The organism is Ralstonia soli (assembly GCF_023955655.1).
Taxonomy (GTDB): Bacteria; Pseudomonadota; Gammaproteobacteria; order Burkholderiales; family Burkholderiaceae; genus Ralstonia; species Ralstonia soli.
Map to the genome: position 1 here is coordinate 352,002 of NZ_JAMXHT010000001.1, position 13,819 is coordinate 365,820.

12 protein-coding genes are annotated in these 13,819 nt (G+C 65.2%); 6 read left to right on the forward strand and 6 right to left on the reverse strand.

The window, feature by feature from the left end; translation table 11 throughout:
- Window position 1 precedes the first annotated feature (1 nt).
- Both NG900_RS01580 and NG900_RS01585 read left to right on the forward strand, forming a co-directional pair.
- Window positions 2-3,151 carry an efflux RND transporter permease subunit gene (locus NG900_RS01580; RefSeq protein WP_252676011.1) on the forward strand — a complete coding sequence of 1,050 codons (3,150 nt, stop codon included), beginning with the start codon at window positions 2-4 and terminating at the stop codon, window positions 3,149-3,151.
- A 2-nt stretch (window positions 3,152-3,153) separates the two neighbouring features.
- Complete coding sequence (locus NG900_RS01585; protein WP_252676012.1) at window positions 3,154-4,710, forward strand: efflux transporter outer membrane subunit; 1,557 nt, start codon at window positions 3,154-3,156, stop codon at window positions 4,708-4,710.
- A gap of 33 nt (window positions 4,711-4,743) precedes the next feature.
- Here NG900_RS01585 and NG900_RS01590 read toward each other — a convergent pair whose 3' ends face one another.
- A complete protein-coding gene (locus NG900_RS01590; protein ID WP_252676015.1) occupies window positions 4,744-5,832 on the reverse strand; it encodes a DNA topoisomerase IB in 1,089 nt (362 codons plus the stop codon).
- A gap of 235 nt (window positions 5,833-6,067) precedes the next feature.
- Between NG900_RS01590 and rpsU the strand changes: the two genes are divergently transcribed.
- Window positions 6,068-6,280 carry a 30S ribosomal protein S21 gene (gene rpsU, locus NG900_RS01595; RefSeq protein ID WP_021196898.1) on the forward strand — a complete coding sequence of 71 codons (213 nt, stop codon included), beginning with the start codon at window positions 6,068-6,070 and terminating at the stop codon, window positions 6,278-6,280.
- A 342-nt stretch (window positions 6,281-6,622) separates the two neighbouring features.
- Window positions 6,623-6,874: a hypothetical protein gene (locus NG900_RS01600; RefSeq protein WP_252676893.1), complete on the forward strand. Its 252-nt coding sequence runs from the start codon at window positions 6,623-6,625 to the stop codon at window positions 6,872-6,874.
- Between the two features lie 49 nt (window positions 6,875-6,923).
- On the opposite strand, the gene mnmE is transcribed toward NG900_RS01600, so the two are convergent.
- Window positions 6,924-8,369: a tRNA uridine-5-carboxymethylaminomethyl(34) synthesis GTPase MnmE gene (gene mnmE / locus NG900_RS01605; protein WP_252676016.1), complete on the reverse strand. Its 1,446-nt coding sequence runs from the start codon at window positions 8,367-8,369 to the stop codon at window positions 6,924-6,926.
- 59 nt (window positions 8,370-8,428) lie between these two features.
- Between mnmE and NG900_RS01610 the strand changes: the two genes are divergently transcribed.
- Window positions 8,429-8,827 carry a VOC family protein gene (locus NG900_RS01610; RefSeq protein ID WP_252676018.1) on the forward strand — a complete coding sequence of 133 codons (399 nt, stop codon included), beginning with the start codon at window positions 8,429-8,431 and terminating at the stop codon, window positions 8,825-8,827.
- A 65-nt stretch (window positions 8,828-8,892) separates the two neighbouring features.
- Here NG900_RS01610 and yidC read toward each other — a convergent pair whose 3' ends face one another.
- The 4 genes from yidC to rpmH all read right to left on the reverse strand — a co-directional run bounded on the left by yidC (window position 8,893) and on the right by rpmH (window position 11,512).
- Entirely contained in the window at window positions 8,893-10,563 is a 1,671-nt protein-coding gene (yidC, locus tag NG900_RS01615; RefSeq protein WP_252676021.1) for a membrane protein insertase YidC, read from the reverse strand.
- Window positions 10,564-10,569: 6 nt separating this feature from the next.
- Window positions 10,570-10,884, reverse strand: a complete 315-nt coding sequence (gene yidD, locus NG900_RS01620; protein WP_252676023.1) for a membrane protein insertion efficiency factor YidD — start codon at window positions 10,882-10,884, stop codon at window positions 10,570-10,572.
- On the reverse strand, window positions 10,881-11,303 hold the full coding sequence (gene rnpA / locus NG900_RS01625) for a ribonuclease P protein component (protein ID WP_252676025.1): 423 nt from the start codon (window positions 11,301-11,303) through the stop codon (window positions 10,881-10,883). Before rnpA ends, yidD begins: the two co-directional genes overlap by 4 nt.
- Before the next feature lie 74 nt (window positions 11,304-11,377).
- A complete protein-coding gene (rpmH, locus tag NG900_RS01630; RefSeq protein ID WP_003262958.1) occupies window positions 11,378-11,512 on the reverse strand; it encodes a 50S ribosomal protein L34 in 135 nt (44 codons plus the stop codon).
- A gap of 643 nt (window positions 11,513-12,155) precedes the next feature.
- On the opposite strand from rpmH, the gene dnaA reads away from it, so the two are divergent.
- Window positions 12,156-13,745 (forward strand): chromosomal replication initiator protein DnaA, encoded by a 1,590-nt coding sequence (gene dnaA / locus NG900_RS01635; RefSeq protein WP_252676027.1) that lies wholly within the window; start codon window positions 12,156-12,158, stop codon window positions 13,743-13,745.
- Window positions 13,746-13,819: the final 74 nt, after the last annotated feature.

Sequence of the window (13,819 nt, forward strand, 5' to 3'; positions counted from 1 at the left end):
CATGGCAAAGTTTTTTATCGATCGCCCAGTCTTTGCCTGGGTGCTCGCGCTGTTCATCATCATCGGCGGGGCGATTTCGATCACCCAGTTGCCGATCTCGCAGTACCCGACCATTGCGCCGCCGGCTGTCATCATCACGGCCACGTATCCGGGTGCGAGCGCGAAGACGCTGGACGAATCCGTCACCAGCATCATCGAGCAGGAAATGAACGGCGCGGACGGCCTGCTCTACATGGAGTCGGTCAGCCAGGGCGGTAACGGCCAGGCGCAGATCACCGTGACGTTCAAGGCCGGCACCGACCCGGCGCTGGCGCAGGTGGACGTGCAGAACCGCCTCAAGCGCGTGGAAGCACGCCTGCCGTCGGCCGTGACGCAGCAGGGCGTGCAGGTCGACAAGGCCCGCTCGAACTTCCTGCTGTTCGCCACGCTCAGCTCCACCGACGGCAAGATGGATCCGGTGGCGCTGGGTGACTACATCTCGCGCAACGTCCTCAACGAAATCAAGCGCATACCCGGTGTCGGCCAGGCCATCCTGTTCGGTACGGAACGCGCGATGCGCATCTGGATCGACCCGGCCAAGCTCGTCGGCTACAAGCTGACCCCGAGCGACGTCTACAACGCGATCCGCGCACAGAACTCGCTGGTTTCGGCCGGTACGATCGGCGATCTGCCCTCGACCTCCGACCAGCCGATCGCGGCGACTGTCGTGGTGGAAGGCCAGCTCACGACCACCGAGCAGTTCGGCAACATCGTGCTGGTGTCCAAGCCGGACGGTTCGCAGGTGCGCGTGAAGGACGTGGCGCGCCTGGAACTGGGTGGCCAGACCTACTCGACGTCGGCCCGCATCAATGGCCAGCCGATCTCCGCCATTGGTGTGCAGCTCTCGCCCACCGGTAACGCGCTGGGTACCGCCAAGGCCGTGAAGGCCAAGCTCGAAGAGCTCTCGAAGTACTTCCCGGCGGGCGTGGAATACAAGGTGCCGTACGACACCTCCAAGTTCGTCCAGATCTCGATCGAGGAAGTGGTCAAGACGCTGTTCGAGGCCATGGTGCTGGTGTTCCTGGTGATGCTGCTGTTCCTGCAGAACATCCGCTACACGCTGGTGCCGTCGATCGTGGTGCCGATCTCGCTGCTGGGCGCGTTCGCCACCATGAATGTGCTGGGCTTCTCGATCAACGTGCTGACCATGTTCGGGTTGGTGCTGGCGATCGGTATCCTGGTTGACGATGCCATCGTGGTGGTGGAAAACGTCGAGCGGATCATGGCCGAAGAGGGGCTGCCCCCGCGTGAAGCGACCCGCAAGGCCATGGGCCAGATCACGGGCGCCATCATCGGTATCACGCTGGTGCTGATGGCGGTGTTCATCCCGATGGCGTTCTTCGCGGGCTCGGTGGGCGCGATCTATCGCCAGTTCTCGCTGTCGATGGTGTCGTCGATCTTCTTCTCGGCCCTCATGGCGCTGACGCTCACGCCTGCACTGTGCGCGACGCTGCTCAAGCCGATCGAGAAGGGTTCGCACCACGAGAAGAAGGGCTTCTTCGGCTGGTTCAACCGCATGTTCTCGAGCACCACGAACCGCTACCAGAGCTTCGTGGAGCGCATCCTGAAGAAGACCTTCCGCTACATGGTCATCTACGGTGCGCTGATTGCCGCGGTGGTGTTCCTGTTCCTGCGCCTGCCGTCTTCGTTCCTGCCGACCGAAGACCAGGGCTACATCATCACCAACATCCAGTTGCCGCCGGCCGCATCGGCCAACCGCACGCTGGAGGTGATCAAGCAGGTCGAGAACTACTACAAGCACGAGAAGGCCGTCGAAAACATGGTCGCCGTGCAGGGCTTCAGCTTCTCGGGTAACGGCCCGAACGCCGGCCTGGTGTTCACCACGCTCAAGGACTGGAAGGAGCGCGGCAAGGATCAGTCTGCCGATGCCGTGGTCGGTCGTGCCTTTGGCGCGTTGTTCGGCGGCATCCGCGATGCGATCGTGTTCCCGCTGAGCCCGCCGCCGATCCCGGAGCTGGGCAACGCGACCGGCTTCACCTTCCGCCTGCAAGACCGTGGCGGCCTGGGGCATGACGCCCTGATGGCGGCGCGCAATCAACTGCTGGGGATGGCCGCGAAGAGCAAGGTCATCACGGGCATGCGCCCGGAAGGCCTGGAAGACTCGCCGCAGTACCAGGTCGATATCGACCGCGAGAAGGCCAACGCGCTGGGCGTGTCGTTCTCCGACATCAACGCCGTGCTGTCGACGGCGCTGGGTTCGGCGTACGCGAACGACTTCCCGAACTACGGCCGTCAGCAACGCGTGATCGTGCAAGCGGACAAGATCAACCGCATGCAGCCCGAAGACATCATGAACCTGTACGTGCGCAACGGGCAGGGCAACATGGTGCCGATGTCGACGTTCGCGAAGGGCCACTGGATCGTCGGCCCGGTGCAGCTGGTGCGCTACAACGGCTATCCGGCCATCCGCCTGTCGGGCAGTGCTGCCCCGGGTGCCAGCTCGGGCGATGCCATGGCCGAGATGGAACGTCTGGCGAGCAAGCTGCCAGCCGGTATCGGCTACGAGTGGACGGGCCAGTCGCTGCAGGAAAAGTCCTCCGGCTCGCAGGCGCCGGCGCTGTATGCGCTGTCGCTGCTGGCGGTGTTCCTGGTGCTGGCGGCGCTGTACGAAAGCTGGTCGATCCCGGCGGCGGTGATTCTGGTGGTGCCGCTGGGTGTGCTCGGCGCACTGCTGGGCGTGACGCTGCGCGGCATGCCGGACGACGTGTACTTCAAGGTCGGCCTGATTGCGGTGGTGGGTTTGTCCGCCAAGAACGCAATTCTGATCATTGAATTCGCGAAGGACTTGCAGGCACAAGGCAAGGGCCTGATCGAAGCGACGCTAGAAGCCGTGCACCTGCGGTTCCGCCCGATCATCATGACGTCGTTCGCCTTCATCCTGGGCGTGCTGCCGCTGGCGATCGCCTCGGGGGCAAGCTCCGCCAGCCAGCGCGCCATCGGTACCGGCGTGATGGGCGGGATGATCACCGCGACGGTGCTGGCCGTGGTGCTGGTGCCGGTGTTCTTCGTGGTGGTCCGCCGCCTCTTCAAGGGCAGCGAGCGTCAACGCCGCCTGGATGCCGCGCACCGTCCGCTGGACGAGGAAATCTGAACATGCAGAAAATGATGACCTTCTCTTTGTCGACACGCGCGCCCGCGCTGTTGCCGGCGCTCCTGCTGGCCGCCGGCGTGCTGTCCGGCTGCTCGCTGGCGCCGACCTATGAGCGCCCGGAGGCTCCGGTCACGAGCACCTACCCGCAGGCGCCGGCCGGCTATGCCGTGCCGGCCGACAGCGCCAAGCCCGGCGAGAACGCCCCGCGTGCGGTCGACCTCGGCTGGCGCGAGTTCTTCCCCGATGCACGCCTGCAGAAGCTGATCGGCCTGGCGCTCGAGAACAACCGCGACCTGCGCGTGGCCATGCTCAACGTCGAGGCCGCCCGTGCGCAGTACCGCCTGCAGATCGCCGACCTGCTGCCGCCGGTCAACGCATCTGCGGTGTACACGCGCAGCCTGACGCCGCAGTCGATCTCGCAGACCGGGCAGGATATCCACACCAAGCAGTACCAGCTTGGCGTGGGCATCAGCAACTACCAGGTCAACCTGTTCAGCGTGGGCGATGTCACGCAATCGGCGCGCGCCAGCTACCTGGCAACCGACGAAGGCCGGCGTGCCGCGCAGATCAGCCTGATCTCGCAGGTGGCCAAGGCGTACCTGAACGAGCAGGCGTATGCCGAGCAGCTCGCGCTGGCCCAGCAGACGCTGAAGGGCCGCGAGGACTACTACAAGCTCGCCAAGCAGCGCTTTGACGTGGGTGCCTCGTCGGCGCTGGACCTGCGCCAGACTGAGACGCTGGTCGAGTCGGTCCGCGTGTCGGTGGCGCAGCTCACGCGCCAGTACGCCCAGGCGACCAACGCCCTGGTGCTGCTGGTGGGCGCACCGCTGCCGGCCGACCTGCCGGCACCGACCACGGTGTCGTCGGAGAAGATCGTGGCGGACATCCCGCCCGGTTTGCCGTCGGAGCTGCTGGAGCAACGCCCCGACATCCGCCAGGCCGAGCAGCAACTGATCGCTCGCAACGCCAACATTGGCGTGGCGCGTGCGGCGTTCTTCCCGAGCATCGGGCTGACGTCCACTGCCGGCACCGCCAGCCCGGCGCTGCATGATCTGTTCAAGAGCGGGACGATGCTGTGGTCGTTCGTGCCGAACCTGACGCTGCCGATCTTCAACTGGGGCACCAACGTCTTCAACCTGGACCTGACCAAGACCAACCAGAAGATCGCGGTCGCCAACTACGAGAAGACGATCCAGACGGCCTTCCGCGAAGTGTCCGACGCCCTCGTGGCGCGCGGTACGCTGGAAGAACAGGTGGCCGCGCAGAAGCGCTTCCGCGATGCCACGGCCGATCGGCTGACGCTGTCGGATCAGCGCTACCGCAACGGCGTGTCGAGCTTCCTCGACGTGCTCGATGCGCAGCGCGACCTGTTCAGCGCCGACCAGGCCCTGGTGCAAACGCGCTTGGCCCGCCTGACCAACGCCATCGATCTGTACACGGCGCTGGGCGGCGGCCTGCAGGAGCACAGCACCACCGTGGCGGCACAACAGGCGCAGCCGACGGCCGCGCCCGGCGTTGCACCCGCTGCGCCTGACATGACGCCGCAGCCATCGAAGTAAGGTGCGCGGTTGTTGGCTCGAAAGCCCGCCCGTTCAGGCGGGCTTTTTTTCGTCCGTAGCACGGTGGCTGGCGCCCTCCAGAAAGCGCAGCAGGGCCGCCTCCTCGCGCCGCAGGCCTTTGCGGGCACGGGCGGGCGGCAGCGCGTTCAGCTCGCCCGCCAGGAAGGCGTCCACCACGGCCGGATGCACGTAACACTTGCGGCAGACGGCCGGCGTATTCCCCAGGCGCTGCGCAACGGCGGCGATCACCTCTACCACCTGTCGGCGGGCGTCGGTGGCGTTCTCCGGCGTGCGTTCGCGCAGCAGGGCGAGCGCCAGCACGCTGCCTGCCCACGTGCGGTAATCCTTGGCTGTGAAATCCGCCCCGCTCAGGGTCTGCAAGTAGGCATTCACATCGGCTGAATCGACAGCATGGCGCTCACCCGTCTCGTCGATGTACTGGAACAGCTCTTGCCCCGGCAGATCGACGCAGCGCCGGATGATGCGGGCCAGGCGCGGGTCCGATACCGACACATCGTGCTCGACGCCGCTCTTGCCCCGAAAGTGAAAACGCACCGTGTTGCCGCGCACTTCCACGTGGCGGTTGCGCAGCGTCGTGAGCCCGTACGAGCGGTTCTCGCGCGCATAGGCCGCGTTGCCCACACGCACGAGCGTGACGTCGAGCAGGTAGACCACCGTGGCCAGCATCTTCTCGCGCGTCAGCCCAGGTGCCGCCAGATGCGCGGTGATCGCCTCGCGCACGCGCGGCAGCGACTCCCCGAATGCCAGCAGCCGGCCGTACTTGTCGGCATCGCGAAAGGCGCGCCAGTCGGCGTGATAGCGGTATTGCTTGCGCCCACGCGCATCGCGCCCGGTGGCCTGCAGATGACCGCCTGCATGCGGGCAGATCCAGACGTCGGTATAAGCCGGCGGGATCGCCAGCTTGTTGATGCGTGCCACCACGGCCGGATCGCGGATGCGCTCCCCGCGCGTATCAAAATAGACGAAGTGTCCGCGCAACCGGCGGCGGGTGTAGCCGGGGCGCGTGTCGTCCACGTAGCGCAGCCGCTCGGGCAGTGCATCAGCGGAAGTGGAGGAGCACGTGGCAGCAGAGGCCGGTGCAGGAGCTGGGGCGCGGTCCACGGCAGAAGTCTCGAGATATGCCCGCCGCTAGCAAGCCGCGTTCCTCATGACCCTTGGCTGTCATGGCGTAGTATCGAGGCCACGCGATTGCGAAAAAATGCGGCAGAAAATGGCCTTCCCGCCACAATCGGTGGCGTCCTTGCATCGGTAAACAGATTCAACTACACTGCACGCCCTCTGGGCGGTATATAATCCGCTGTTTCGCCGTCCACCCGAATACTGAGTAAGGGATACGATGACCACTGTCCGTCTGAAAGAAAACGAACCGGTTGAAGTCGCGCTGCGCCGCTTCCGCCGTGAAATCGAGCGTACCGGCCTGATCAAGGAACTGCGCGCCCGCACCGCTTACGAAAAGCCGACGACCGAGCGCAAGCGCAAGAAGGCTGCAGCTGTGTCGCGCACGCGTAAACGCCTGCGTTCGCAAATGCTGCCGAAGAAGCTCTACTAAGATCGCGCGGTTGTTTCGGTAGCACCAATCGGGTGCTGCCGCTGGCGGTGTGAAGTCAACCGACCTCCATTCCGCCGAGCTTGGTCCGTCGCGCCTTGTGCGCATCCCGGAAGCCCTTTCCGGATTCGGCCAATGCTCCACTCCTCGATACAGAAGCTCGCAAGATGCGGTTGATGGCCTGAGGCCGTTCTCCGCGTGCTTCGGCGCGCCTGCGTGCGCCCTCTCTGTTGCAAACGACCTCCGCCAGCGGTGAATGACCGGCTGGCTGTTGGCGTTTGCCTTGTCGATTGGGCTTGGGAGACCATTGGCGGTCATCCCCTGAACCCGCCTCCCGAGTCGATGATGCCGGCTGATTCCAACGATTACTGGTTCCCCGCCAAGCGTTACGGCTGGGGGTGGGGCCTGCCCTCGCGCTGGCAGGGTTGGGTGGTCCTGGCCATCTATGCGTTGTTATTGGCAGCGGGCGTCGTCGGGCTGCATCCAGGCCGGTCACAGTCGAGCTTTGCGCTCTACGTGCTGGGCATCACGGCGCTGCTGGTCCTGATTTGCTGGTGGAAGGGCGAGCCGCCGCGCTGGCGCTGGGGCGGAGACTGAACGCGCGCCTCGTCTTGTGCGCTTGCGCAGCGCCAGGCGCGCGATGCCGCTACTTTCCGATACAGAACCGGCTGAAGATGACGCCTAACAAGTCGTCACTCGAAAACGCCCCCGTGATGCTGTTCAGCGCCTCCTGCGCGAGCCGCAGCTCTTCGGCAAACAGGTCGAGCGACTGCGCCTGCTGATCGGCATGATCCGCCGCCGTGGCGAGATGCTCGCGCGCCGTGCGCAGCGCTGCAAGGTGACGTTCGCGCGCCAGGTACAGGCCCTCTCCGCCGCCCTGCCAGCCGGCAATCTCCAGCAATGCCGCGCGCAGCAGTTCGATGCCGATACCGTTGCGCGCCGAGAGCCACACCTCCGGTGGTTCGGCATCCACGCGGCCCGGCACGGCTGCGCCGGAAAGGTCGATCTTGTTGATGACGCGCAGCGTCGGCACGCCAGTCGGTACGTGCGCGGCGATGCGCACGTCGATGGCGGCGTCTTCGGCGGACAGGCCGTTGGCGCGATAGTCCGCCGCGTCCAGCAAGTGCAGCACGACGTCCGCGCGCGCGATAGCGGCCCAGGTGCGTTCGATGCCGATGCGCTCGACTTCGTCTTCCGTGTCGCGCAGGCCGGCCGTGTCGACGATGTTCAGCGGGATACCTTCGATCTGGATGGTTTGCTGCACCTTGTCGCGCGTGGTGCCCGCGATGGGCGTGACGATGGCCAGTTCCGCACCGGCCAGTGCATTGAGCAGCGACGACTTGCCGACGTTTGGCTGCCCGGCCAGCACCACATGCAGGCCCTCACGTAGCAGCGCACCTTGGCGCGCCTGTGCCAGTACACCGTCCAGCGCGGCGCGGATGCCGGCAAGCTGGCCGCGCGCGTCAGAGGCTTCGAGGAAGTCGATTTCCTCTTCAGGAAAATCCAGCGTTGCTTCCACCAGCATGCGCAGATGGATCACGCGTTCGACCAGCGCATGTACCGCGTGCGAGAACGCACCATCAAGCGAGCGCGCCGCCGAGCGCGCAGCCGCCTCGGTGCTGGCTTCGATCAGGTCGGCGACAGCCTCGGCCTGTGCCAGGTCCATCTTGTCGTTGAGGAAGGCGCGGCGCGTGAACTCGCCGGGCTCCGCCACGCGTAAGCCGATGTCGCGGCCGGCCGCCAGGCAGCGCTGCAGCAGCAGCTGCATCACGACGGGGCCACCGTGGCCCTGCAACTCCAGCACGTCTTCACCCGTGTACGAATGCGGCGCCGGAAACCACAGCGCGATGCCGCGATCGATGGCGTTTCCGTCAGCGTCGAGGAAGGGCAGATAGGTCGCTTGGCGAGGTGTCAGCACTCGCCCGCACACGGCCTGCATGACCGCGCGCACGTCGGGCCCGGACACGCGCACCACGCCGATGCCGCCTCGCCCGGGGGCTGTGGCAATTGCCGCAATGGGGATGGTGCGGATGGACGGGCGCGATGCGTCGGAAGCGTTTGGCAAGGTCGTGGGGTGGTCAGCTGCGGTCATGGGCGGTATTGTGCGGCAGCCGCGCCGTTGCGCGCCAGTTTCCAATCAGGGAGCATCAATTGATCGATCACACGGGCGTTGTCGTCAGCGACTTCGAAGCCGGCAAGCGGTTCTACGAGCAGGCGCTGGGTGCCATTGGCCTCGTCAAGGTGCTGGAGTTTCCCGCGGCTGTCACGGGCCACACCGACGTGGCCGGCTTCGGGCCACCGGGCAAGGCGGAGTTCTGGATTTCGGCCGCAATGGCCGGGCAGACGCCGAACAAGCCGCCGCTGCACGTGGCGTTTCGCGTCGAGTCGCGTGCCGAGGTGCAGGCGTTCTACGCGGCGGCGATGGCCGCAGGCGGCACCGACAACGGCGCACCCGGCTTGCGCGCACACTATCACCCGAATTACTACGGCGCCTTTGTGCGCGATCCGGATGGCCACAACATCGAGGCGGTCTGTCACGCGCCCGCCTGAAGGGCCTGCGTTACGCATGAAAAAAGGGCACCCTCGGGTGCCCTTTTTGCTGAAGCGCGTTCGCCTTACTTGGCGGCCACGGCCTTCTTGTTGGTGCCCAGCATGCGGTTGATGGACCACTGCTGCGCGATCGACAGCACGTTGTTGACCACCCAGTAAAGCACCAGGCCGGCCGGAAAGAAGAAGAACATCACCGAGAACGCGATCGGCATGAACATCATCACCTTGGCCTGCACCGGGTCCGGCGGGGTCGGGTTCAGCTTGGTCTGCACGAACATCGACACGGCCATCAGCACCGGCAGGATGTAGAACGGGTCCGGTGCCGACAGATCGTGCACCCAGCCGATCCACGGCGCGCCGCGCATTTCCACCGACGACAGCAGCGCCCAGTACAGCGCCATGAACACCGGAATCTGGATCACGATCGGCAGGCAGCCGCCGAGCGGATTGACCTTCTCGGTGCGGTACAGCGTCATCATCTCCTGGTTCATCTTCTGCGGATCGCCCTTGTGGCGCTCGCGGATGGCCGTCATGCGCGGCTGCAGGTCCTTCATCTTGGCCATCGAACGGTAGCTCGTGGCCGACAGCGGGAAGAACACCAGCTTGATCAGCACCGTGAGTGCCACGATCGACCAGCCCCAGTTGCCCAGCAGCGCGTGGATCTTCTCCAGCAGCCAGAACAGAGGCTTGGCGACGATGGTCAGCCAGCCATAGTCCTTCACCAGGTCCAGGCCCGGGGTGATGGCCTCGAGCATGCGCGCTTGCTGCGGGCCTGCGAACAGGCGTGCCGTGGTCGACACGCTCGCGCCCGGCGCGATGGTGCCCAGCGGCTCCTGGATACCGATGCGGTAGAAGTTGGTGTCCACGCGGTTGACGTAGTACTCGCGCTTGACGTTGGCCGCCGGAATCCACGCCGAGGCGAAGTAGTGCTGCACCATCGCCACCCAGCCGCTGTCGGTCGGCGCCGGCACCTGTGCCTTGCCCTTGTCGATGTCCGCGAAGGTGATCTTGTGGAACTTGTCGCCGTCGGTATACACGGCCGGGCCGGTGAACGTGCTGTAGAAGCGCGATTGCTCGATCGCGCCGCCATCACGGGCCAGTTCCAGGTACAGCGTCGGGTTGATCGGCGCGGTACCGTCGTTGGTCACGTCGAAACGCGTGTCGATCACGTAGCTGCCGCGCTTGAAGACGTAGGTCTTGGCGAGCTTCGCGCCGCCCTTGTCGGCGGTCAGCGTGATGGAGACGTCGTTGCCCGTGCCCAGGTCACGCGGGCCGGCCGATGCCGCAAACGCCGTCGTGTGGTTCGGGAAATCGCCGCCGATGATGCCCGAGCGTGCCAGGTAGGTGCGCTCCATGCTGCGGTCGAACAGCACCATCGGGTTGCCGTCGTGGTCCTTCTGGTCGAGCAATTCCAGCTTGGTGACGATGGCGCCGTCGGTGTCGATGGTGGCGCGCATCACATCGGTCGAGATGACGATCTTTTCCGAAGCCGGTGCCTGCGCATTGGTCGAGGGAACGCCCGTGGCCGGGGCGGCTTGCGACCCCGGTGCTGCGGCTGCGGCGCTCTTCGGCACATCGCCTGCGGGCGTGCTGCCCGGTGCGCTGCTGGCGGTGGTGGCCGTCTGCGGCGTCGGGAAGAACATCGACTGGTGGCCATTCGCGCGTTGCCAGTTGTCGAACAGCAGGACAACCGCCAGCGAGAAGATCACCCAGAGAATGGTGCGTTTGATATCCATGTCGGATTACGGTCTGGGAAGGTGAATCGACGGCCGCGCAGCCTGTGCGTCAGCTGCGGTCGCGTCGGTCGATGTGGGATCGGTGGAGCGGGGCGCAGCGTCGCCAGCGGCGGGCGGCACAGGATCATACCCGCCTTGTGCGAACGGATGGCAGCGGCATAGACGTTTTGCCGCAAGATAACTGCCGACACCGGGCCCGTGGGTGAGCACGGCGTCGCGTGCGTAGTCGGAGCAGGTCGGCAGGAAACGGCATTGCGCACCCACGAAGGGGCTGAACGCCACTTTGTAGAAGCGCAGCAGGAGCAGCAGCACGCGTGTCATGGTGCGCTCCCCGCAGCAGGTGCAGGGGATGCCGCAACCGGCGGTGTAGGCAGTGACCGCGTGGCAACTTCAAACAGGTGAGACAGCTCTTCGTGGCAGATGCGCTTGAAGGCCGCCACGGTAGGCACGTCCTGGCGCGGAAACTTGGCGTGCAGACGAATCAGCACGTCGCGGCCGCCCAGGGCGGGCTGCCGGAGGCGGAACAGCTCGCGGCACTGACGCTTGATGAGATTGCGTTCGACAGCGCGCTTGGCAAATTTCTTGCCGATCACAACGCCCAGGCGCGCCTGGGGGTGTCCGTTGGCGCGCACATACAGCACGAAGTGACGACTACGCCGGACTGGCCGCAAAGCAAAAACGGATGAGAACTCATCCGTTTTTGTCAGCCTTGCGGCTTTGGGGTAGGCGTGCGGGCCCATTGCCTGCCGTAGTGCGAGACTGCGGCGAAAGCCATGGGCAACGGCCGCGAGCCGCCACCCTGGCGTGGCAAGTCTTAGATGGCCAGGCGCTTACGGCCCTTGGCGCGGCGTGCGTTCAGCACGGCACGGCCACCACGGGTCTTCATGCGGACACGGAAACCGTGGGTGCGCTTGCGACGGGTAACGGAAGGTTGATAGGTACGCTTCATGATGCACTCTCTTGTTAATGGGTGGTGCGGGGATGCCGCACGCGCCGGGCCTAGGGTTGTCCCATGGGGTCGCCCCCGCGGCCTGGTGTCGATTCAGTAGGAGAAATCGCCCACGCAGACCGCCGTGCGCTGTGTTGTTCAGGTCTAGGGTGTCACCGGAACATCGGGCACCGAAGACATCGGGCCTAAGCCGGATCAGGCGCGACGAGTTGGACCCCGTCCCGCGTCTGACACGAACAAGCGTGCGCTCCCCTGCCGCGCATCGCAGAACCCGGCATTTAAACGGGATTTGTCGCATCTGTCAAGTCCGCTCGACTGGGGATAACGTGCGTCCGACGCGTGTAATCCACTCGGCGATGAGTTGTCCCCAGTGCCTTGTGCGGCTTGGTGTGCTTTGCGCAAAGCCTGATGGTTATTGGGTTTGTGGCAACCCGGCAAAATCAGTTGTCCACCGGTACTCACAGCAGGTCCACAGGTTATCCACAGACTTATCCTTTGTGGATAACTTTCGGTCGAGGGTACAATCCCGTTCCAATAACGAAAGCCACCCGGTTTCTGGCCCGCGCCAGGGACCCGGCGGCCGGCCCACCCGGGGACGTCGCTTGCGACGCGTGTGGCGCCGGTCAACCACCTAACGATAACGATGCAGGATTTCTGGCATGCGGCATCGGCTCAGCTTGAGGGTGAGCTGACGCCGCAACAATTCAAGACGTGGATCAAGCCGCTGACGCCGCTGTCGTTTGACGAGCAGGCGTGCACGCTGCGGATTGCCGCGCCCAACCGTTTCAAGCTCGACTGGGTCAAGAGCCAGTTCTCGGGCCGCATCCAGTCGCTCGCGTGCGACTACTGGGAGATGCAGGTCGACGTGCAGTTCGTGCTCGACCCGACCGCCGGCCAGCGCCAGGCCGCCCTGCAGCCCGCGCTCGCGCCCGTGCCGATGCAGCCAACGGCGCCGCAATCGATGCAGCCGAGGCAGGCGATGCCGTCTGCCGCGAGCGTCACGCATGACAGCGCCGTCACGCGCCCCGCGCCCGCGATGTACCGCGAAACCGCGCTCGCCGCGGCCAGCCATGGGGCTGCCGACATCGACGTGCCGGTCATGGACGCCGCCGAGGTCAGCGCGCAGTCGTACCGCATGCCGCCGCAGGCGCCCGCCGTGGTGGCGACACTGACTGCGCCGCCGCAGGCACCCGTGGACGACTCCGTGCACGAGCGCTCGCGCCTGAACCAGATCCTCACGTTCGACAACTTCGTCACCGGTAAGGCCAACCAGCTGGCGCGCGCCGCGGCCATCCAGGTCGCCAACAACCCGGGCAAGTCGTACAACCCGCTGTACCTGTACGGCGGCGTGGGCCTCGGCAAGACGCACCTGATCCACGCCATCGGCAACTTCATGCTGATGGAGAACCCACGCGCCCGCATTCGCTACATCCACGCAGAGCAGTACGTTTCCGACGTAGTGAAGGCTTACCAGCGCAAGGCGTTCGACGACTTCAAGCGCTACTACCACTCGCTCGATCTGCTGCTGATCGATGACATCCAGTTCTTCTCGGGCAAAAACCGCACGCAGGAAGAATTCTTCTACGCGTTCGAGGCACTGATCGCCAACCGCGCGCAGGTGATCATCACCAGCGATACGTATCCGAAGGAGATCACCGGCATTGATGACCGCCTGATCTCGCGCTTCGATTCCGGCCTGACGGTGGCCATCGAGCCGCCCGAGCTGGAAATGCGCGTCGCGATTCTGATGAAGAAGGCGCAGGCCGAGAATGTGTCCGTGCCGGAAGAGGTCGCCTTCTTCGTGGCCAAGCACCTGCGCTCGAACGTGCGTGAGCTGGAGGGCGCGCTGCGCAAAATCCTGGCGTACTCGAACTTCCATGGCAAAGAGATCACGATCGAGGTCACGCGCGAGGCGCTGAAGGACCTGCTGACCGTGCAGAACCGCCAGATCTCGGTGGAGAACATCCAGAAGACCTGCGCGGATTTCTACAACATCAAGGTCGCGGACATGTACTCCAAGAAGCGGCCGGCCAACATCGCGCGCCCGCGCCAGATCGCCATGTATCTGGCCAAGGAACTGACGCAGAAGAGCCTGCCAGAGATTGGCGAGCTCTTCGGTGGACGCGACCACACGACCGTGCTGCACGCGGTGCGCAAGATCGCCGACGAGCGCAGCAAGGACGCTCAGCTCAACCACGAGCTGCACGTGCTGGAGCAGACGCTCAAGGGGTGACCGCAGAGCGCATGGCAACGCCATTCGCCCTGAATCCACACTCCACGGACGCCCGCTCGAATGCGGGCGTCTTT

Excerpts from the sequence above, each read along its gene's own strand:
- NG900_RS01580 (WP_252676011.1), top strand. The coding sequence starts at position 2 with ATGGCAAAGTTTTTTATCGATCGCCCAGTCTTTGCCTGGGTGCTCGCG.
- NG900_RS01585 (WP_252676012.1), top strand. The coding sequence starts at position 3,154 with ATGCAGAAAATGATGACCTTCTCTTTGTCGACACGCGCGCCCGCGCTG.
- rpsU (WP_021196898.1), top strand. The coding sequence starts at position 6,068 with ATGACCACTGTCCGTCTGAAAGAAAACGAACCGGTTGAAGTCGCGCTG.
- NG900_RS01600 (WP_252676893.1), top strand. The coding sequence starts at position 6,623 with ATGCCGGCTGATTCCAACGATTACTGGTTCCCCGCCAAGCGTTACGGC.
- mnmE (WP_252676016.1), bottom strand. The coding sequence starts at position 8,369 with ATGACCGCAGCTGACCACCCCACGACCTTGCCAAACGCTTCCGACGCA.
- yidC (WP_252676021.1), bottom strand. The coding sequence starts at position 10,563 with ATGGATATCAAACGCACCATTCTCTGGGTGATCTTCTCGCTGGCGGTT.
- yidD (WP_252676023.1), bottom strand. The coding sequence starts at position 10,884 with ATGACACGCGTGCTGCTGCTCCTGCTGCGCTTCTACAAAGTGGCGTTC.
- rnpA (WP_252676025.1), bottom strand. The coding sequence starts at position 11,303 with ATGGGCCCGCACGCCTACCCCAAAGCCGCAAGGCTGACAAAAACGGAT.
- rpmH (WP_003262958.1), bottom strand. The coding sequence starts at position 11,512 with ATGAAGCGTACCTATCAACCTTCCGTTACCCGTCGCAAGCGCACCCAC.
- dnaA (WP_252676027.1), top strand. The coding sequence starts at position 12,156 with ATGCAGGATTTCTGGCATGCGGCATCGGCTCAGCTTGAGGGTGAGCTG.